This is a genomic window from Candidatus Thiodiazotropha sp. AKAK2 (genome assembly GCF_058244685.1).
In genome coordinates, this window is the sequence record NZ_JBSYOP010000023.1 from 55,649 (window position 1) to 74,998 (window position 19,350).

Consider the following 19,350-nt stretch of genomic DNA (forward strand, 5'->3'; position numbering starts at 1 on the left):
TCAATTTCAGGGGCTGTTGGATTGGTGTTAACAGGCCCTAGTGACTTCCTTTGAGGATGATTGCGCCCAATGGGGGCAGGGTGAGGATGATTGAATGATCCCTACCCATCCAGGAGACTTTCTCAGTATCCAGCGGTTTGCCATTGCCCATGTTGGAACCGCCGTAAAACTCGGAATCGGAGTTCATGATCTCCTGGTACTGTCCAGGCCGATTGACACCGATCCGATAGTTGTCCCTGGGCACCGGTGTGAAGTTGAGTACGATCAGTAACTCATTGCCGTCCCGGTCCTTGCGTGCGTAACTGAGAATCGACTGGGAACTGTCGTGACAGTCGATCCACTCAAAACCGGAGAATTCGAACTCATTCTGATGCAGGCTGGGGGACTCCCGGTATAATCTGTTCAGATCGGTCAGCAGGGTTGTAATTCCCCGGTGGTGAGGATAATCCTGAAGATACCAATCCAGGGCGTCATCATCATTCCACTCCCGCCCCTGGGCAAATTCACTGCCCATGAAGAGCAGCTTTTTACCGGGATAGGTAAACATGTAGGTATAGAGCAGCCGTAGATTGGCAAATCTTTGCCAGTCATCCCCAGGCATTTTGTCGATCATCGAGCCCTTGCCGTGAACCACCTCGTCATGGGAGAAAGGCAAGACAAAATTCTCAGTGAAGGCATAGAGCAGGCCGAAGGTCAGCAGGTCGTGGTGATAGTGGCGATAGATCGGATCCTGTGACATGTAGGAGAGGCTGTCATGCATCCAGCCCATGTTCCATTTCATGCTGAATCCCAATCCACCCAGCCAAGTGGGTCGTGAGACCTGAGGCCAGGCGGTGGACTCTTCAGCGATCATCATGGTGCCCGGGTGAAGATCGTGTGTAACACTGTTCAGCTCACGCAGGAAATCGACGGCTTCCAGGTTCTCCCGGCCGCCATACTGATTGGGCACCCAGTCCCCCGGCTCCCTGGAGTAGTCCAGATAGAGCATGGAGGCAACCGCATCGACCCGCAGACCGTCGAGATGAAACTCTTCAAGCCAGTAGATGGCGCTGGAGATGAGAAAATTTCTGACTTCGTTGCGTCCGAAATTGAAGATCAGGGTGCCCCAATCCCGGTGTTCACCCTTGCGGGGATCTTCATGTTCGTAGAGCGCGGTGCCGTCAAACTCCGCCAGTGCATGGCGATCTTTGGGGAAGTGGGCCGGCACCCAGTCGAGTAGAACGCCTATCCCGTTCTGATGCAGATGATCGATGAAATAGCGAAAATCGTCCGGCGTACCGAAGCGACTGGTCGGAGCGAAATAGCCGGTTGTCTGATACCCCCAGGAGCCGTCAAAGGGGTGTTCGGTGATGGGTAACAGCTCGATATGGGTAAAACCGACGGCCTTGGCATGATCACAGAGCTGATGGGCAAGATCCCGGTAGTTGAGAAAATCACCCTGTTCATCCCGGCGCCATGAGCCGAGATGGACTTCATAGACCGACATGGGCTGTTGCTGCCAATTCGTGGTGGCCCGGGTGTTGATCCACTCTTCATCCTGCCAGCTGTAGTGATCATCGGCGATCACCACGGCGGCCGTTTCCGGTCGGCGCTGAAAATAGTTGCCATAGGGGTCGGTCCTCAAAGAGACATGACCCTCCTGGGTGCGGATTTCGAACTTGTAGAGAGAGCCGGGTTTGAGTTCAGGTATGAACAGCTCCCATACCCCGGAACCGCCCCGGGAACGCATCGGATGAATACGGCCATCCCATTGATTGAAATTCCCGACCACCGAAACACGGGTGGCATTCGGTGCCCATACCGCGAACAGCACCCCATCGATACCCTCTGCCTGATGGCTATGGGAACCGAAAAAGCGGTAGACATGGCGATGTTTGCCCTCATTGAACAGATGCATGTCGAATTCCGGCAACTGGGCGGAAAAGCTGTAGGGGTCGTGATTACTGTGGCTCTGGCCGAATTTATCCTGCCAATTCAGCAGATAGTGATCACCGACCTGATCAGCCGGCAATGACAGGGAGAAAAAATCAGTACCGCTGACCCGAGGAATCTGCTGCCCCGACTCAGCCAGGCTGACCTTTTCCGCATGGGGTAAAAACAGGTTGATCTGACAAACACCTGCATTGACATGACACCCTAAAACCTCAAACGGGTCATGGTGGCATGCATCGATAATGCGTTGCATGGCTTCGCTGATTGTGTTTGTCTTTTGGCTTTTCATAGTTAAGAAAACCTGCTTCTTGGAGTACGCCTTGAAGGGAACATGATGTTACCATAGTCTGGTGTAGTGTCTCATACTAATGCGCTTTTGTAGTGTAACGCCAAGACATTGGCCGCCAGGCAGGTGACGCAGGGAGTGGCACCCCCCTTCATGTCAGGCAATGGTGCGTACGATGAGTTGTTATCCCGCCCGGATGCAGCTTCGCAGCGGCTCCAACTCTGCGCTGCATCATAATTAAGCGTGCATTAGTATGAGACACTACACAAGATCCTGGCTCGTAAATGAGTGAACCAGGGAAAGACTTAAAAACGGCAGTTATTGTTGGCCTAACGGCTATGGAGGAACTCTCGATGATAGACCAGAGCCAGCGCTTTGTCAGTCTGTTGACAAGAAATACCCTTGCGCTGATCCTAGCAGGTGGACGTGGTTCCAGACTCAAGCATCTGACCAAGTGGCGCTCCAAGCCGGCGGTTCCCTTCGGTGGGAAGTTTCGAATTGTCGATTTTCCCCTATCCAACTGCATCAACTCAGGGATACGCCGAGTTGGTGTACTTACCCAATACAAAGCCCACTCCCTGCTGCTGCATATCCAGCGTGGTTGGAACTTCCTGCGTGGGGAGTTCGGAGAATTTGTCGAGTTATTGCCGGCGCAACAGCGGATTGAGAGCAGTTGGTATGAGGGTACGGCAGATGCGGTCTACCAGAATCTGGATATCCTGCGCAGCCACAATCCGGACTATGTGCTGATTCTGGCGGGCGACCATATCTATAAAATGGACTATGGCACCATGATCGCCGAGCATGTTGAATCCGGTGCCGACATGACCGTAGGTTGCCTGACGGTGGATTTGGAAAGTGCCAAGGAGTTTGGCGTGATGACCGTGGACTCTGATAACTGGGTCAGTGAATTCAGTGAAAAACCGGCCGACCCCAAACCGATTCCGGGACATGATAATCTGGCTCTGGCCTCTATGGGGATCTACGTATTCAACCGCAAGTTTCTGTTTGAACAACTGATCCGGGATGCGGATATGCCGCAATCCTCTCACGATTTCGGTAAGGACATCATTCCCCAGGTGATCGAAAAATACCGGGTGCTGGCCTATCCGTTCACCGACTCTACCAGTGGCAAACAGGCCTATTGGCGTGATGTGGGTACCATCGATGCATTCTGGACCGCCAATCTGGAGCTGATCGGTGTCACACCGCCACTCAATCTCTACGATCGCAGCTGGCCCATCTGGACCTATCAGGAGCAACTGCCCCCCGCCAAGTTCGTGTTTGATGATGAAGAGCGGCGCGGCATGGCGGTGGACTCCATGGTCTCGGGGGGGTGTGTGATCTCCGGCGCCAAGGTGACCAATTCTCTGCTGTTTTCCAATGTGCGGGTCAACTCTTACAGTAGTGTGAATCAGACCGTGGTGCTGCCTGATGTCAATATCGGGCGTAACTGCAGAATCAACAAAGCGGTGATCGATCGGGGTTGTGATATCCCGGAAGGTACGATTATCGGCGAAGACCCCGCTGCGGATGCGGAGCGATTCTATGTCAGTGAAAAGGGCGTTGTGCTGGTGACGCCGGAAATGCTGGGTCAGGTTCTACACCATGTCAGATAGTGAACATCAAGATAACCGCTTGCAGGTGGTTTTCTGCTGGCACATGCACCAGCCCTACTACAAAGGGCCGGAGGGTAGTGACTATTTGCTGCCCTGGGTCTATCTGCATGGCTTGAAGGACTACGCTGATATGGTGGCACATCTTGAACATGTGCCGGATGCCAAGGCGGTGGTGAATTTCGCCCCCGTGCTGCTTGAGCAGATCGATGACTACAGCGAGCAGATTGCCGCCTGGTTGAAAACGGGGCAGTTGATCAAGGATCCTCTGCTGGCCGCCTTGGCCGGTCCTGGACTGCCGGTGGATGAGGTCTCCCGCAAAGCATTGATCAGTGCCTGTCTGCGGGCCAATGAACATCGTCTGATCAGCCGCTTCAAGCACTTCAATGAGCTGGCCGACCTGGTCAAGCACATCCTGGAAAACGACCGCATGGTCGGTTATCTCAACGATCAGTGTCTGGTCGATCTGCTGGTCTGGTATCACCTGGCCTGGGTGGGGGAGTGTCAGCGGGTCAACGATCTGCGGGTCAGGTCGCTGCAGGCCAAGGGCCGGGGATTCAATTCCGATGATCGTCGAAGACTGATGGAACTGATCGGAGAAGTGCTGCAGGAGTTGCCCGGCCGCTATGCTAAATTGGCAAAATCGGGCCAGGTGGAACTCTCGGTGACCCCCTATGCCCACCCGATTGTACCGTTGATGATCGATATGGATTCTGCCAAGGATGCCTTGCCTTCGATTCATATGCCCGAGCTTGAGAAGTACCCGGGTGGCGAGTCCCGTGCGAGATGGCATATTCGCAAGGGGTTGGAGGTGTTTGAAAAACATTTCGACTTTCGACCCAAAGGGTGTTGGCCGTCAGAGGGCGGGGTCAGCGAAGCCACCCTGAAAATGTTGGAAGAAGAGGGGTTCAACTGGGCGGCCACCGGACAGCAGGTGCTGAGCAACAGCCTGATGGCCGGAGGCGGAGACTCCCAGCTGCCCGAGAACTGGGTCCACTCTGCGTACCATGTACAGGAGGGGCATCTGAACATGTTCTTCCGCGATGATGGCCTGTCAGACCTGATTGGCTTCACCTATGGCGAGTGGCATGCCGATGATGCGGTCGGGGATCTGATCAATCACCTGGTCAATATCGCCGATGCCTGTGAAGGGGATCCGGATGCCGTGGTGTCGATCATCATGGATGGTGAAAATGCCTGGGAATACTACCCCTACAACGGCAGCTACTTTCTCAACGCCATGTACGAAAGATTGGCGGAGCACCCCCGTCTGCGTCTGACCACCTTTTCAGAGGTGTTGGATCGGCAGAAGAAACTCTCGCCAAGACTCTCCAAGCTGGTAGCCGGCAGCTGGGTCTATGGCACCTTCACCACCTGGATTGGCGATCGCGATAAGAATCGCGCCTGGGATATGTTGGGTGAGGCCAAGAAGGTTTATGACCAGGTCCTGGCAAACAAGAATTTTTCCGATGATCAGCTAAGGGAAATTGAAAAGCAGTTGGCAATTTGTGAAGGTTCCGATTGGTTTTGGTGGTTCGGTGACTACAATCCTGAGTCCACCGTAAGCGATTTTGAACAGCTGTTTCGCAGCCAACTTTCCCATCTGTTCGAGTTGCTGGGTGAACCCGTACCGGACTATCTTTCCGAAGTTTTTGCTGTAGGCAGCGGAGCACCGGTGCAGGGCGGAGTGATGAAAAAGAATGATTAACACCAACACGCGATTGCACAACAGCTCGCTGTCCATTGCCGGGAATGTCTTATGAATGAAGCGGCCGACCCGCAGCTTCAACCTGTTCACAGCCTGTTGAAACGTCGCCGTGCCGGTGTGCTGCTCCATATCACCTCACTGCCAGGGCCTGCGACAGTCGGGGATCTGGGCAGCAACGCCTATCGCTTTGTCGATTTCCTGGTGGCCTCCGGAATGACTGTTTGGCAGATACTGCCAATTGGTCCAACCATGCACGACAACTCACCCTATCAGAGCAGTTCAGTCTATGCGGGGAATCCTCGCTTGATCAGCCTGGAGATGCTGCTTGAGCGGGGCTGGTTGGATGAGATGCCGGAAGCACCGATCTCCGACGAGGTGAAATCCAACTCGATACATAACGCCAGTAAACGATTTCAAGAGTCCGCCAGTGATGAGGAGCGCCATGAATATCAGCGCTTCATCGCCGAACAGAAACACTGGCTTGAAGATTACGCACTGTTCCAGGCTTTAAAGCAGGAAGAGAACGCTTGCTGGTGGGATTGGCATGTGACCCTGCGGGATCGGAAGCCACAGGCACTGGCGATGGCCAGAGCCAGACTCAAGTCGGTGATCCAGACGATCTGTTTCGAACAGTATCTGTTCTACACCCAGTGGATGTGCCTCAAACAGTACGCCAACGAGCGGGGGGTTCTGCTGTTTGGTGATGTACCGATCTTCGTTGCACACGACAGCGCCGAGGTTTGGGCCCATCGAGAAATTTTTGATCTGTTGGAGGATGGGCATCCGCGGGTTGTTGCCGGTGTACCTCCGGACTATTTCTCTGAGACTGGACAGCGCTGGGGCAATCCTCTCTATTGCTGGGATAAGCTATCTGAAGACAATTTCAGTTTCTGGGTGAATCGACTCAAAGCCCAATCCACACTGTTTGATCTGCTGCGGATTGACCATTTTCGGGGCTTTGAAGCCTATTGGGAAATACCCGCCGAGGAAGAGACTGCGGTGAACGGTCATTGGGTGGAGGCGCCGGGAGAGGAGCTGTTCGGGGTGCTCTACCGGGAGTTGCCCGACCTGGAGCTGGTGGCTGAAGACCTGGGTGTCATCACCCCGGAGGTTGAGGCCTTGCGCAAGGCCTGTGATCTACCCGGCATGAAGATTCTGCAGTTCGCCTTCTCCGGTGGCGCGGACAATCCCTATCTGCCTTTCCACCATACCAAGGATGCGGTGGTCTATACCGGAACCCATGATAACGATACCACCTTGGGCTGGTATACCGGCCTGGATGATCAATCCCGTGAATTTGTCGACGACTATCTGGGTAAACCACGGGAGATCATGCCCTGGCCGATGATCCGCTCAGCTCTGGCATCCCGGGCAAATCTGGCGATCATCCCGCTGCAGGATATACTGGGTCTCGACGGTAGCCATCGTATGAACACCCCGGGTACAACCGAAGGCAACTGGGATTGGCGTTTCGATTGGGAGATGGTCAAGCCGGAAACGGAATCCCGTTTAATGCATCGGGTAAAGATGTACGGCCGCTAATTGCTAAACGTATTGAGCGCTTAGGCTTCAGACCTCAGGCCGGTCAGTGCAGGCAAAAAAAAACCGCTTCGTCATTTCGTCGAAGCGGCTATACCAAAGGAGGATGGAGGAGATAAGCCACCAGAAAACGTGTTCTGGCTGACTTGAGCTTATTTCAACATTGCTGCAGCTGGCTTTCATTGAGAAAAATCAATATCGAGGAAATATCACCTTCAGCGTGATCCAGTTCTCAATATTTAGCTGAGTCTGCATTTTTCCCGTATGATGAGCAAGTTAGCGCCTTTGATCCTCAGTGAATCTGGGGTAGCCTATTGGCAGTCATAGTGATGATGACAAGGATAAAACGGATTTAGTCAGAGAGGGAATTCTATCTGCGATCACTATTGGGCCGCTCTTCACAGCAGTCCGTCGCACTCCCTTTCATACCATTTCAAAAAACGACTCAAGAGAGTTTGTCGGTCAACGTTTCGGCCCGATTGATATGACCGTCTCACGAGACGAATCTATTGGCAGTCACCTGTTCGAGCCTTTCGAAGCGTGGTGCTGTTTAAAGGACTAGCGCGTGGTGTTCTCAATGCGTTTATCAGTACTGTTTCAGGCAACAAGTGCGGTTGAGATAGCCCCCGTGTACAGATCTCTATGGAGGAGAACTTTCGGCAGTTGCCGAATCATGGTAGTCCATTGTTTCGCTTGAGAGGTGATGGACTACCTTTTTTTTGCCTGGCATATCCACATCCGCCAGTGCCAGTCCTGGTATGAAGTCTGTGGGTGAGGGGCTTTTTCGAGTATCATTACCCCATTCCTAATCTAAGACATAGGCTTGACGATGTTGATTCTCCGTGGCGCCCCCGCACTTTCCGATTTTCGCCTGCAAAAACTGACCAAACGACTTTCGGAGCAACTTGGTGTTGCGGTGGATCTGGTGTCTGAATATCTCCATTTTGCCAATGTGGAGCAGTCCCTGGAGGACGAAGAGAAGGCGGTTTTGGAGACAATTCTCCGCTATGGTCCGTCACGGCCTGCCAGAACGTCGAGCGGCACCCTGTTACTGGTCGTACCCCGGCCGGGCACCCTCTCTCCCTGGTCATCCAAGGCAACCGATATCGCTCACCATTGTGGCCTGGAGAAGGTGCGAAGGCTCGAGCGCGGTATTGGTCACTATTTGAGCATCGAAGGGGAGCCGCTCAACAGTGAACAGTTTATGCAGGCGGCTGCGCTGCTGCATGACCGAATGACCGAGACTGTGCTTTCGGATGCGGAGGATGCCAGCTGCCTGTTCCAGCAGGCAGAACCAGCTGGGTACAAACAGGTGGATGTCATCAAAGGCGGACTGGATGCCCTGAAGCGCGCCAATCAGAGCCTTGGCCTGGCCCTGTCAGAGGATGAGATTGAGTATCTGGTGGAGAGTTTTCAATCGCTGCAGCGCAATCCGACGGATGTCGAGCTGATGATGTTTGCCCAGGCGAATTCAGAGCACTGTCGTCACAAAATTTTCAATGCTGACTGGGTGATCGACGGCGAGTCCCAGCCGCACTCCCTGTTCAAGATGATTCGCAATACCACTCAGGTCTCCCCCAAGGATGTGCTCTCGGCCTATAAGGACAATGCAGCGGTAATACAGGGGCCGGATGCGGAGCGTTTCGTACTCGACCCGGAAACGCTCAACTACGGTTACGGGCAGGAGGAGATCAACATTCTGATGAAAGTTGAGACCCATAACCACCCGACTGCCATCTCACCGGATCCAGGTGCGGCAACCGGTTCTGGCGGTGAGATCCGTGATGAAGGTGCAACGGGTAAGGGTTCCAAACCCAAAGCCGGTTTGTGTGGTTTCTCCGTCTCCAATCTGAAACTTCCCGATGCCGAGAGGCCCTGGGAGGTGGAATACGGCAAGCCAGGACGTATCGTCTCGGCGCTGGATATCATGCTGGAGGGACCAATCGGTGCCGCGTCATTCAATAATGAATTCGGGCGTCCCAACCTGTGCGGCTATTTTCGAACCTACGAGGCTGAAGTACCAGGTCCTGATGGCGTAGAAGTTCGCGGTTATCACAAACCGATCATGCTGGCAGGCGGATTGGGCAACATCCGTAAGGAGCATATTGAAAAACACTCATTCCCCAGCGGTTCTCCACTGATTGTGCTGGGTGGACCGGCGATGCTGATCGGATTGGGTGGCGGTGCCGCCTCCAGTATGGCCAGCGGCACCTCGGCCGAGGATCTCGATTTTGCTTCGGTACAGCGTTCGAATCCGGAGATGGAGCGTCGCTGTCAGGAAGTGATCGATGCCTGTTGGGCCCGGGGTGAGGAGAATCCGATCCTGTTTATTCATGATGTGGGTGCCGGGGGGCTCTCCAACGCCTTGCCTGAGCTGGTCCATGATGCTGGGCTGGGCGGACAGTTCGAGCTGCGCGCCGTACCCAACGACGACCTGGGCATGTCACCAATGGAGATCTGGTGTAACGAATCCCAGGAGCGCTATGTGATGGCGGTCGATGTCAACAAGCTGGAAGGGTTCAAGGCGATCTGTGAACGGGAGCGTTGCCCCTATGCCGTGGTGGGAGAGGCGGTTGATGAGCAGCAGCTGATCCTCGGCGATGCCCATTTCGACAACAATCCCATCGATATCCCGATGAATCTGCTGTTCGGTAAACCACCGCGGATGCTCAAGGATGTTCGTCGCAAGACGTTTCAAAAACCGGAACTTGATTTTGACGATATCGATCTGAAGGAGGCGGCTTTGCGGGTACTGCAACTACCGACCGTCGCCAACAAGACTTTTCTGATCAGCATCGGCGATCGTTCGATCACCGGTATGGTGACCCGCGATCAGATGGTGGGGCCCTGGCAGGTGCCGGTAGCGGATGTGGCCGTCACCGCCTCCGGTCTGATGGGGTACACCGGCGAAGCGATGGCGATGGGCGAGCGAACCCCCTTGGCGCTGCTGGATGCTCCGGCATCCGGACGTATGGCCATCGGCGAGGCGATCACCAACATCGCCGCATCCAGCATCGCTCAGCTGTCCGACATCAAGCTCTCAGCCAATTGGATGGCGCCCGCCGGCCATCCCGGTGAGGATGCGAAGTTGTATGACACGGTCAAGGCAGTTGGCATGGAGCTCTGTCCCGCATTGGGCATTGCCATACCGGTCGGTAAGGACTCCATGTCGATGAAAACCGTCTGGCAGGAGCAGGGTGAGGAGCGGGCCGTAACGGCACCGATCTCATTGATCATTTCAGCCTTTTCCCCGGTTACCGATGTGCGTCGCACCCTCACGCCCCAGTTACGCCGTGATCTTGGTGATACCGATCTGATTCTGATCGATCTGGGTAAGGGGATGAATCGGTTGGGTGCCTCGGCACTGGCACAGGTCTATCGTCAGATGGGCCATCATGGTGCGGACCTGGATGATCCTGCCGCCATGCAGCGTTTTTTCAATATGATTCAGGAACTGAACCAGAATGACCTGCTACTGGCCTACCATGATCGCTCCGATGGCGGTCTGTTTGCCCTGGTCTGTGAAATGGCGTTTGCCGGCCATTGCGGGGTGAGCATCGATGTCGACGACCTGGGAGAGGATGATTGTGCGGTTCTGTTCAACGAGGAGCTTGGTGCGGTCATCCAGGTCCGCCACAACGATACCGATGATGTTCTGAAAATGCTCAACGATGCGGGACTGGGGCGCTGCAGCCATGTGATCGGTACCTTGAACAGCGATGACCGGATTGAATTCAATCGATCGGGCAGTCCGGTCGTGGCGGATCAGCGCAATGTCTTTCAGCAGGCCTGGTCTGAGACCAGTCGCCGGATGCAGGCATTGCGAGATAACCCCGAGTGTGCGGATGAGGAGTATCAACGACTTGATGAGGCGGATCCCGGTATCCAGGTCAGCCTCAGCTTTGATCCGGAAGAGGATGTGGCCGCACCGATGATCGCCACCGGAGTCAGACCGGCAATGGCCATCCTGCGGGAGCAGGGGGTCAATGGTCAACTGGAGATGGCGGCCGCTTTTCACCGCGCAGGTTTTGACTGTGTGGATGTGCATATGTCCGATATCATCGAGGGTCGAAGCCGACTCGATCAGTTCAAAGGTCTGGTAGCCTGTGGTGGATTCTCCTACGGTGATGTGCTCGGCGCCGGTGAGGGTTGGGCCAAATCGGTACTGTTCAACGAGCGGGCGAGAGAGACCTTCGCGGATTTCTTCAACCGTTCCGACAGCTTTGCACTGGGGGTCTGTAACGGCTGCCAGATGCTATCCAATCTACATCAGCTGATTCCGGGTACCGAGCATTGGCCCCACTTCGTGCGAAATCGATCCGAACAGTTTGAAGCCAGATTTGTCACCGTTGAAGTGACTGAATCACCCTCCATCCTGTTGGCCGGCATGCAGGGCTCCCGTCTCCCGATCGCGGTGGCGCATGGTGAGGGGCGGGCCGAGTTCCGCAGTCAGGAACAGTTGTCACAGGCCCGTGAGCTGATGGCCCTGCGCTATCTGGAGAACAGTGGCGAGGTGGCGAGCCGATATCCGGCCAATCCGAATGGATCCCCTGAAGGCATGACCGGTTTTTGCAGCCGGGACGGTCGGGTCACCATCATGATGCCCCACCCGGAGCGGGTAACCCGAACGGTTCAGCACTCCTGGCATCCGGATGGGTGGGGAGAGGATGCGCCCTGGCTGCGCCTGTTCCGAAACGCCCGCCGCTGGGTGGAGTGATCAGCGGTTGGGCGGCTTGGGCCACTGACAATCACTAGGTCTTTGTCATTTCAACTCAGCAGGTTGCTGAAATATCAGCAAAAATCTACTTGTTGATTGTGCTCTGGCCGGCAAAGTAGTCCTATATTTTGAAGCTGTTCAGTAACCACCGCTTTGTTCAAAATGAGCTAAATCAATAGAGTCTGTAATGCGCTCCCGAGATGCTGGTAAGCTGTTCATAAACAAAGTAAAGTAACATCGCTCGATGCCACTGCACTGAGCCGGAAGAAATTAAAAACAAGCCATCAAGGATGACATTGCAGGATTATTGGGATGTGGTCGTTACAGCTTGAGATAAGCGCTGATTTGATCGACGTCATCGACCTTATCTAAACTTATCGAGTCAACACTCTGAAGGAACATCATGAAGACATACGATACAGATGTACTGATTATTGGCGCCGGGCCAGCCGGTGCCACGGCTGCCGCGCTGATTCACAAAGCCGGATTCAACTGCATGATGGTTGAGAAGCAGCGGTTTCCACGGTTTGTGATCGGTGAGAGCCTTTTGCCTCGCTGCATGGATCTGCTCGAAGAGGCTGACCTGCTTGGAGTTGTTCAGGATCAGAAATTCATGGTTAAGGATGGCGCGGTTTTCAAACGCGGTGATGAGACCTGTACCTTCCAGTTCTCACAACAGTTCACCCAAGGCTGGAAGTATACCTATCAGGTACCTCGTGAGGATTTTGATAAGGTGTTGGCCGAAAGTGTCGAAGCCCGTGGTGTTCCGGTGCTCTGGGGCCACGGTGTCACCGACGTGAACTTTTCTGATGATGGCAGCTCCACCACGATGCTGGAGGATGAGCAGGGTGAACAGGCCAGTGTAACGGCCCGGTTTATTCTGGATGGCAGCGGCTATGGCCGGGTACTGCCCCGTCTGCTGGATCTCGATGAGAACTCCATGCTACCGCTGCGTGAGTCCTACTTTACCCATGTCACCGGCGACCTTCGCCCTGAAGGGGAAGGGGAGGGCCGGATCTGGATCTGTTCCCTGGACGATCCGGACAATGCCTGGATGTGGATCATCCCATTTTCAAACGGCAAGACCTCAGTTGGCGTGGTCGCCAAGCCGGACTTTCTGGCCCGTTATCCCGAAGATCCGGACGAGAAGCTGCGGGCCATCATCGATGACAACAAGAACACCAGAGAGCGCCTGAAAAATGCCGAGTTTACCTTTCCGGTGCGGCGCATCAACGGCTATTCCATATCCGCTAAAAAGCTATTCGGCAATGGCTTTGCATTAATGGGCAATGCCACAGAATTCCTCGATCCGGTCTTTTCATCCGGCGTCACCCTGGCACTTGAATCCTCCAACCGGGCGGCAAAGACGCTGATCCGTCAGCTCCAGGGCGAGCGTGTGGATTGGCAGACAGACTATGCGGATCACCTGATGATGGGAGTGAATACCTTCAGGACCTTTGTTACCGCCTGGTATGACGATCGTCTACCGACCATCTTCTACAGTGCCGTCAAACCGGACGAGCTGCAGGATCAGATCTGTTCGGTACTCGCCGGATATGTCTGGGATAACGACAATCCCTGTGTGCGGGATCATCAGCGAACCGTCACGGTGATCGCCAAGGCCTGTGCCCAATACGGCTGAACTCAGTCACCCGGTATGCCGCTCGGCATACCGGGCACAAATCCAACAAACACGACACGAATCGACACGGTGTTCCCCCGGGTCGAGCCGCGATATGGCATCTTCTGCCACAACTTTTGAAATGGCTTCCTGGTGTTATGTGACGCGGTTGAGCATGCGCTCGCTACGAATCAGTCTGGACCAGCTTTTGCCGGTATTGAACCAGAGAATATACCAACCTTCGATGATCATGCGGGGTAGTAGCAGCGGGCTGAACCTGAGTTCCGCTTCGCTGGCACAGAGTTGATGATTCAGGCTGAGGCTGGTGGCGATGGTACTGATACGGGCCAGATGATAGCGATTGCTGATCAAGGCCACCGGATAGGCATCCTGCTGCGACAGCATGGTTCTGGCATGCTGCAGATTTTCCAGGGTGTTCTGGGACTGTTGCTCCAAACGCAGGCGTGATTCCTCGATACCTTTGCCGATCAGATAGTCGCGGCCAGCCTGGGCTTCAGTGACATCTTCGCCCGGTGCGGCACCTCCCACCAACAGCAGGGTCGAAGATGGATTGTTCAGCATCAGTTCGGCAGTTTTTTCCAGTCGCAGGTGGTAATCCTGGTCTATGCCCTGTTTGGTCAATCGCTTACCGAAGACCAGGAGGCTGTCACAATGGCACTCATTGGGGGCAGATTTTGCGGTGCGGTAGACATAGATCAGGCTGATCAGTAACGGGATACCGATGCCGACGATCAGTAGTATCAGGGAGAGGCCGAAGGTCCAGAGTCCATCCCAATCGATTGCGCCCCGTTCAGGGTCGAATTGCATGGCTAGGGCCTGTTAACACGAATCCAATAGGCCCTGCTGGGACTGTTTTTGTGTCCAGCAAGGCAGAATGAGCGTGGTGTAGCTCGACTACATGAGCGAATGATAACGCCGCTGGGCGCAAAAACAGCCTAAGCCCTTCGGGTTGCGCCTGAAAATGCGCCACTCGGCGTTGCTCGTCACTCATTTGGAACACCAAACTACGCTCCTCGCGCCTTGATTGGCGCTTTTTCAGGCACAACAGGGCCTATTGGATTCGTGTTAACAGGCCCGAGGGTGAAGTGTTATTTGGATGTGGATCCATCCCCGTGCAGAAGGCTGCACGGGGATAGGGGATAACTTACATCGCAATCAAGCGTTGTTGAATGGCGTTATCCAGATTGACGATCCATTTGTTGTACTGTTTGTTGATTTTGCTACCGTCATACTTCAGACCGTTACTGGTTTTGTAGACGATGCTGTAGGTCTTCTTGCTGTAGGGAATATCGACGGTGGCTGTCGTGCCACGCTTCATGATGGAAGCAACGATATGACCTGGTTTCACCTCTTTCATGCGCCATCCGAGACCGGCGCCGGCAGACATAATGGCCTTTTTGATATTGGTGGTAGTGGTTTTACCAATGGTGTTGACCGGAGATTCCTCTACGTTGTAGATCGGTTCGGTTCGACAGCCCATCAAACCGAGGGTGAATACCAGCAGAGAAATGAACAACAGGTTTTTTATAGAGACTTTTTTCATATCGGGACTCCCTTACGACAGTGGTTTATTGCAAAAGTTAGTAGAAAATCTTTGTGTCTGTTCTCTACCTGAATTCATGGGTTCAGGTTGTTTTAGGGCTGTAATCCATGCGTTCTACTGCGCTGCATGTTTGCGTGGATCAGCCAGTATGCCGAGACTGCGAAATAGCCCTTGGAGGTATAACCCTCTTTTGATCAACCGCCAGGCAATCATTCGTACAATACGCCAGGTATCTGTCCAGGGTCTGTAGTGACTTTGGCGTCTACCTACATGATAGATCGACTCGACTGGTACCGATACACTATAAAAGTTGTGGCTTGCCGCTTCAATGACAATTTCACTTTCAAAAACAAAGCCTTTTTCTTTTGAGGTGTTTAGGCGTACATCCCTAAGTAAGTCAAAGGGATAGAGACGAAATCCCGACTGGGAATCGGTCACCGGATAACCGGCTGCCCAGGAGACCCAGAAATCGGCAAAACGGTTGGCGAACAGACGCAGCTTCGGGGCATTGTGGCGCTGTTTCAAGCGAGCGGCAATGATAATGCTGTTTGGATTGGCCTGGGCGGCACTGATCAGCTGGGGAATCTCGGCCGGATTGTGTTGACCATCCCCGTCCAGTGTGATGATCATCTCCGCATTGAGTTTGATTGCGTGGTCGAAGCCGCTCTGCAGCGCAGTCGCTTTGCCCTGATTCTGTTCATGCCTCAACAGATGGACCTTGAGACCCTCGAGCTGACTCTGGCTGTCATCGGAAGAGCCGTCATCGACAATGATCACATTTTCCGTCTGCTGCAGGGCTGCCGTGGCCACATCCCGGATGGTTGCGGATTCATTGTAGACTGGAATAACGACTGCGATTTGCATCTTGATAGGCCCTGGTCAGGCCATTGCCCCATTGATTGAGATCACCTGGCCAGAAATATAGGCCGCCTCATCAGAGGCCAGAAAGCCCACCAGGGCTGCAACCTCATCGGGGGTGCCGGCCCGTTTCATCGGAACGATCTGTTTGATGGCATCCGCATTGAAGGCGGATGATGTCATGCTGCCTTCAATGATTCCCGGGGCAACCGCATTAGCTGTGACTCCGCGAGAGGCCAACTCCAAAGCCAGGGATTTGATCGCACCATGCAGTCCCGCCTTGGCGGCTGCATAGTTTGCCTGTCCCCGGTTGCCCATCACACCGGCAATCGAGGAGAGTGCAATCACTCTTCCCCAGCGGGTTGCCAGCATTGGCAATAACAGGGGTTGGGCGACATTGTAGAAACCGCTGAGGGAGACATCGATTACCCGTTGCCACTGTTCAGCCTGCATGCCTGCCAGGGGAGCGTCGTCATGAATCCCCGCATTGTGAATGAGCGTCTGTATGGGGCCGGATTCGAGCAGCTTCTCCAGGGTTTGGCGGGCCGTCTCGCCGTCCCGGATATCGAAGACGCAGGTCTCCGCGCTGCCGCCGGATTGATGAATCGATTCAACCACCGCCTCGGCTCGGTCGGGATTGCTGTTGGCATGTACGATGACATGAGTTTCAGGCGAACTCAACTGTCGGCAGATTGCCGAACCGATATCCCCGCTGCCCCCTGTGACCAAGGCTCGCTTCACTGATTTTCCTCCGAATGTACGATCACCGCGGCTCTTCCCTCCGCTACCAGGACGGATTCAGTTTTGAGGACGAAATCATAGAGCATGTTGCCGCTGTCGGCCAGCAGCTGTGTAGCCTGGATCTGGAGTGGGGCATCGAGCTCACCCAGATAGCGGATATGCAGTTTCACACCACGCAGACTGACCAGATAGCCACCAGGTTGTTGTTCTCCCGATTGTCTGGCCAGCAGCCCGCCATGCAGGGCCATTGTTTGAGCACCATACTCGGCGGCATGCACCGCTGACAGCTGCCCGTTGCTGCGCAAGGGATGGTTGCTGTTGCGATGGCTTGAGGTTTGGCATTGGATCCGGGTTTCGTCCCAATCGACCACCTTGTCGATCAGCCGCATATCCCCCGCATGGGGAAGCAGGTTGTAGAGTTCTTCGCCCTCAAGCGATCGCACTAGCATGGCAGCAGTTCCGATTGCAGATTCAAGCCTGGCAGGTAGGGGAGGGTGAACTTTGCAGACTGACTCTGGGCAATCGCTTCCAGGATCGGCAGACTGCGGGCTGACGGAGCTGAAAGTCGGAGTTTTTCCAGTGCCGGTTTCGATAACCTGCTCTCTGTGCCATCCGGCACCGTGCTCAGGTTGAGTCTGGCAATACCGCTGTCGCTCTCTGTCGTCAGCAGCATGGCGACGGCAAAGGGTTCGCCGATGGGCATGAAGGGTTGCAGCAGTTCCGGCGGTGGTTGATCGTAACAGACCAGCAATACCGGCACCCCCTCTACCACAGCTTGTACAGCGGCCTCCATCAGACCGGCCGCAAAGCTGCCGTTCAAACCGCCAAGACTCGACGATCCCTGTCGGGAGCCCGCGCCGATCGACCAGTAACCCGCCGGTGCATTATGCACCGAGTTGTGAAACTGGGTCGGAGATACCGGACGTCCCTCCTCAGTCAGGGCAAGACAGATCTGATCGATGATATCCAGGTCACCCTCTGAAGAGCTGAAAACCGAAGCCAGCATCTCTGTGTCGGTGAGATCCTGTAGGGCCTCTTCAGCCGCCTGCAGGGCGATCTTGATGGTTCGCGTGGTACGGCGACGCTCGTTGGGTTTCAGCATCGAGGGTTTCAGCGGGGGCAGTTCGCCACCCTGATAGTCTGCCTCACTCTGCAGCAGCGCAGTTGCCTCCTGCCAGTTGCCGATGCCCTGGGCTACAACGCCAATCTTCTTGATGGTTACGGAAATCATGTAGCCGCTCCGAAAATCAAGCTGCAGTTATTGCCACCGAAACCAAATGAGTTGCTCAGAACATGGCGTAACTGACGCTGCTCCGAATTGAGCAGAATGTTCGCCCCCAGGGTTTCGTCCTGTTGTCTGGTTTGCAGACTCTGGGGCAACAGACCATCCTGCAGACAGAGCAGAGCGAAAATAGACTCGGTGATTCCAGCTGCCCCCAGGGTATGGCCGGTGAACCCCTTGGTGGAGCTGCAGGGGGTCTGATTACCGAACAGTCCGCAGACGGCGCTATCCTCCGAAGCATCGTTACTTCGGGTCGCGGTACCGTGCAGATTGATGTAGTCGATATCGCCGATTTCGAGGCCGGCCCGTTCGAGGGCCTGTTGCATGGCGTGGCGCGCCCCGGCACCTTGCGGATGGGGCGTTGACATGTGATGAGCATCCGAACTTTCACCATAGCCGATCAGAGACGGGCATGAATCGTCATCCTGTGGTTTTTCCAGAAGAGCGAAACCCGCACCCTCACCGATGTTGATGCCATTACGCTGCCCATCCCAGGGGCGGCAAGGTTCGGCCGAGACCAGATCGAGTGCATTGAAGCCGTAGAGGGTGGTCAGGCAGAGGGAATCGACACCGCCGACAATCGCCGCATCACAGACTCCGGCAGTGATATAGCGGTAGGCAGCAGCAAACACCTTGGCGCTGGAAGAGCAGGCTGTGGAGATGGTGATCGCCGCGCCATTCAGGCCCAGGTAGTCACGTATGAAGTGGCTCGATGAGGCGATGTTATGGGTATATTGAGGTGTGTACTCTGCCGGTAAAGCGTCATTGACACGTGTCCGATAGGCCGTTTCAGTGGTGGCGATGCCAGAGGTGCTGGTGCCTATGAAGACGCCGATACGATCCGCGCCGTAGCGCTCCACCGCCTGTTTGACCGCCGGCAGGAAGTCGTCCTGCTGCAGGGCCAGCTGCGCCAGACGATTGTTGCGGCAATCGTAGTCCGACACGCTATCCTGCAGTGGCATATCCTCCAGTCCGGAGACCCGTCCGATCCAGGTGGAGAGGTCCACATTCTCCAGGTTGCAGGGCTGCAGACCGCTCTTGCCCGTGCGCAGTGCCTCCAGGGAGGCCGGTTTGCCACACCCGAGTGCATTGGTCAGGGTATAGTGGGTTATCGATAAGGGGGTCATTATAGAGCCTGTAATCTATCTTTTTCGTTTATCTTTGTCGTCTGTTCGCCTGCAAACCGGCGCCATTGAAATGTTCCAGCGTATGGCCAAATCTGAAACATCAGCAGCTGCAGATCCATTATGCATTGTGATTTTTCCACGTCGACCAAGCTGTCCTCCTCAAACCGCCTATGGCCCATTATCGGGCACACCAGGCTCCACCGGAATAGGCTGAATCGGTACTTTCATATTACTTTGTTCTGATGCCTTAAGTCGAAGCTGGCTATTATGCGAGCCGTGGCAAAATATGACAATGTTATATACATCCTGTAACTAACAAATATAGCCTTGTAATCCGTGGTCTTAGAGTCAGTTGTTAA

General features: G+C 54.7%; 13 protein-coding genes. 5 read left to right on the plus strand and 8 right to left on the minus strand.

Translation table 11 applies throughout. The features are described 5' to 3' along the window. Positions 1-37: 37 nt before the first annotated feature. The gene (glgB, locus tag AC4IE8_RS10700) at positions 38-2,221 is read right to left on the minus strand and encodes a 1,4-alpha-glucan branching protein GlgB (RefSeq protein WP_490790981.1); all 2,184 of its coding nucleotides are present in this window, start codon (positions 2,219-2,221) and stop codon (positions 38-40) included. 350 nt (positions 2,222-2,571) lie between these two features. Between glgB and glgC the strand changes: the two genes are divergently transcribed. From glgC to AC4IE8_RS10725, 5 genes are all read left to right on the plus strand, one after another. Further along, a complete protein-coding gene (glgC, locus tag AC4IE8_RS10705; RefSeq protein ID WP_069005023.1) occupies positions 2,572-3,837 on the plus strand; it encodes a glucose-1-phosphate adenylyltransferase in 1,266 nt (421 codons plus the stop codon). Next, positions 3,827-5,542, plus strand: a complete 1,716-nt coding sequence (locus tag AC4IE8_RS10710) for a glycoside hydrolase family 57 protein (RefSeq protein ID WP_068995730.1) — start codon at positions 3,827-3,829, stop codon at positions 5,540-5,542. Before glgC ends, AC4IE8_RS10710 begins: the two co-directional genes overlap by 11 nt. Before the next feature lie 51 nt (positions 5,543-5,593). Further along, positions 5,594-7,084 carry a 4-alpha-glucanotransferase gene (malQ, locus tag AC4IE8_RS10715; RefSeq protein WP_490790982.1) on the plus strand — a complete coding sequence of 497 codons (1,491 nt, stop codon included), beginning with the start codon at positions 5,594-5,596 and terminating at the stop codon, positions 7,082-7,084. Positions 7,085-7,910: 826 nt separating this feature from the next. Beyond that, the gene (purL, locus tag AC4IE8_RS10720; RefSeq protein WP_490790983.1) at positions 7,911-11,798 is read left to right on the plus strand and encodes a phosphoribosylformylglycinamidine synthase; all 3,888 of its coding nucleotides are present in this window, start codon (positions 7,911-7,913) and stop codon (positions 11,796-11,798) included. Positions 11,799-12,201: 403 nt separating this feature from the next. Continuing rightward, positions 12,202-13,440, plus strand: coding sequence for an NAD(P)/FAD-dependent oxidoreductase (locus tag AC4IE8_RS10725; RefSeq protein ID WP_490790984.1), 1,239 nt, complete (start codon positions 12,202-12,204; stop codon positions 13,438-13,440). Between the two features lie 135 nt (positions 13,441-13,575). Here AC4IE8_RS10725 and AC4IE8_RS10730 read toward each other — a convergent pair whose 3' ends face one another. From AC4IE8_RS10730 to AC4IE8_RS10760, 7 genes are all read right to left on the minus strand, one after another. Beyond that, on the minus strand, positions 13,576-14,247 hold the full coding sequence (locus AC4IE8_RS10730; protein WP_068995734.1) for a YdcF family protein: 672 nt from the start codon (positions 14,245-14,247) through the stop codon (positions 13,576-13,578). 337 nt (positions 14,248-14,584) lie between these two features. Further along, entirely contained in the window at positions 14,585-14,983 is a 399-nt protein-coding gene (locus AC4IE8_RS10735) for a hypothetical protein (RefSeq protein WP_068995735.1), read from the minus strand. A 114-nt stretch (positions 14,984-15,097) separates the two neighbouring features. After that, positions 15,098-15,847 carry a glycosyltransferase family 2 protein gene (locus AC4IE8_RS10740; RefSeq protein WP_490790985.1) on the minus strand — a complete coding sequence of 250 codons (750 nt, stop codon included), beginning with the start codon at positions 15,845-15,847 and terminating at the stop codon, positions 15,098-15,100. A 15-nt stretch (positions 15,848-15,862) separates the two neighbouring features. Beyond that, a complete protein-coding gene (gene fabG, locus AC4IE8_RS10745; RefSeq protein WP_490790986.1) occupies positions 15,863-16,582 on the minus strand; it encodes a 3-oxoacyl-ACP reductase FabG in 720 nt (239 codons plus the stop codon). After that, the gene (locus AC4IE8_RS10750) at positions 16,579-17,031 is read right to left on the minus strand and encodes a hotdog family protein (RefSeq protein ID WP_490790987.1); all 453 of its coding nucleotides are present in this window, start codon (positions 17,029-17,031) and stop codon (positions 16,579-16,581) included. Before AC4IE8_RS10750 ends, fabG begins: the two co-directional genes overlap by 4 nt. Continuing rightward, a complete protein-coding gene (locus AC4IE8_RS10755) occupies positions 17,025-17,813 on the minus strand; it encodes a beta-ketoacyl synthase chain length factor (protein ID WP_490790988.1) in 789 nt (262 codons plus the stop codon). Before AC4IE8_RS10755 ends, AC4IE8_RS10750 begins: the two co-directional genes overlap by 7 nt. Then, a complete protein-coding gene (locus AC4IE8_RS10760; protein ID WP_068995739.1) occupies positions 17,810-18,991 on the minus strand; it encodes a beta-ketoacyl-[acyl-carrier-protein] synthase family protein in 1,182 nt (393 codons plus the stop codon). Before AC4IE8_RS10760 ends, AC4IE8_RS10755 begins: the two co-directional genes overlap by 4 nt. Between the last annotated feature and the right edge of the window lie 359 nt (positions 18,992-19,350).

Bases quoted from the DNA above. Each gene is read 5' to 3' on its own strand.
- glgB (WP_490790981.1), bottom strand. From the start codon at position 2,221: ATGAAAAGCCAAAAGACAAACACAATCAGCGAAGCCATGCAACGCATT.
- AC4IE8_RS10710 (WP_068995730.1), top strand. From the start codon at position 3,827: ATGTCAGATAGTGAACATCAAGATAACCGCTTGCAGGTGGTTTTCTGC.
- malQ (WP_490790982.1), top strand. From the start codon at position 5,594: ATGAATGAAGCGGCCGACCCGCAGCTTCAACCTGTTCACAGCCTGTTG.
- glgC (WP_069005023.1), top strand. From the start codon at position 2,572: ATGATAGACCAGAGCCAGCGCTTTGTCAGTCTGTTGACAAGAAATACC.
- AC4IE8_RS10730 (WP_068995734.1), bottom strand. From the start codon at position 14,247: ATGCAATTCGACCCTGAACGGGGCGCAATCGATTGGGATGGACTCTGG.
- purL (WP_490790983.1), top strand. From the start codon at position 7,911: ATGTTGATTCTCCGTGGCGCCCCCGCACTTTCCGATTTTCGCCTGCAA.
- AC4IE8_RS10740 (WP_490790985.1), bottom strand. From the start codon at position 15,847: ATGCAAATCGCAGTCGTTATTCCAGTCTACAATGAATCCGCAACCATC.
- AC4IE8_RS10750 (WP_490790987.1), bottom strand. From the start codon at position 17,031: ATGCTAGTGCGATCGCTTGAGGGCGAAGAACTCTACAACCTGCTTCCC.
- AC4IE8_RS10760 (WP_068995739.1), bottom strand. From the start codon at position 18,991: ATGACCCCCTTATCGATAACCCACTATACCCTGACCAATGCACTCGGG.
- AC4IE8_RS10755 (WP_490790988.1), bottom strand. From the start codon at position 17,813: ATGATTTCCGTAACCATCAAGAAGATTGGCGTTGTAGCCCAGGGCATC.
- AC4IE8_RS10725 (WP_490790984.1), top strand. From the start codon at position 12,202: ATGAAGACATACGATACAGATGTACTGATTATTGGCGCCGGGCCAGCC.
- AC4IE8_RS10735 (WP_068995735.1), bottom strand. From the start codon at position 14,983: ATGAAAAAAGTCTCTATAAAAAACCTGTTGTTCATTTCTCTGCTGGTA.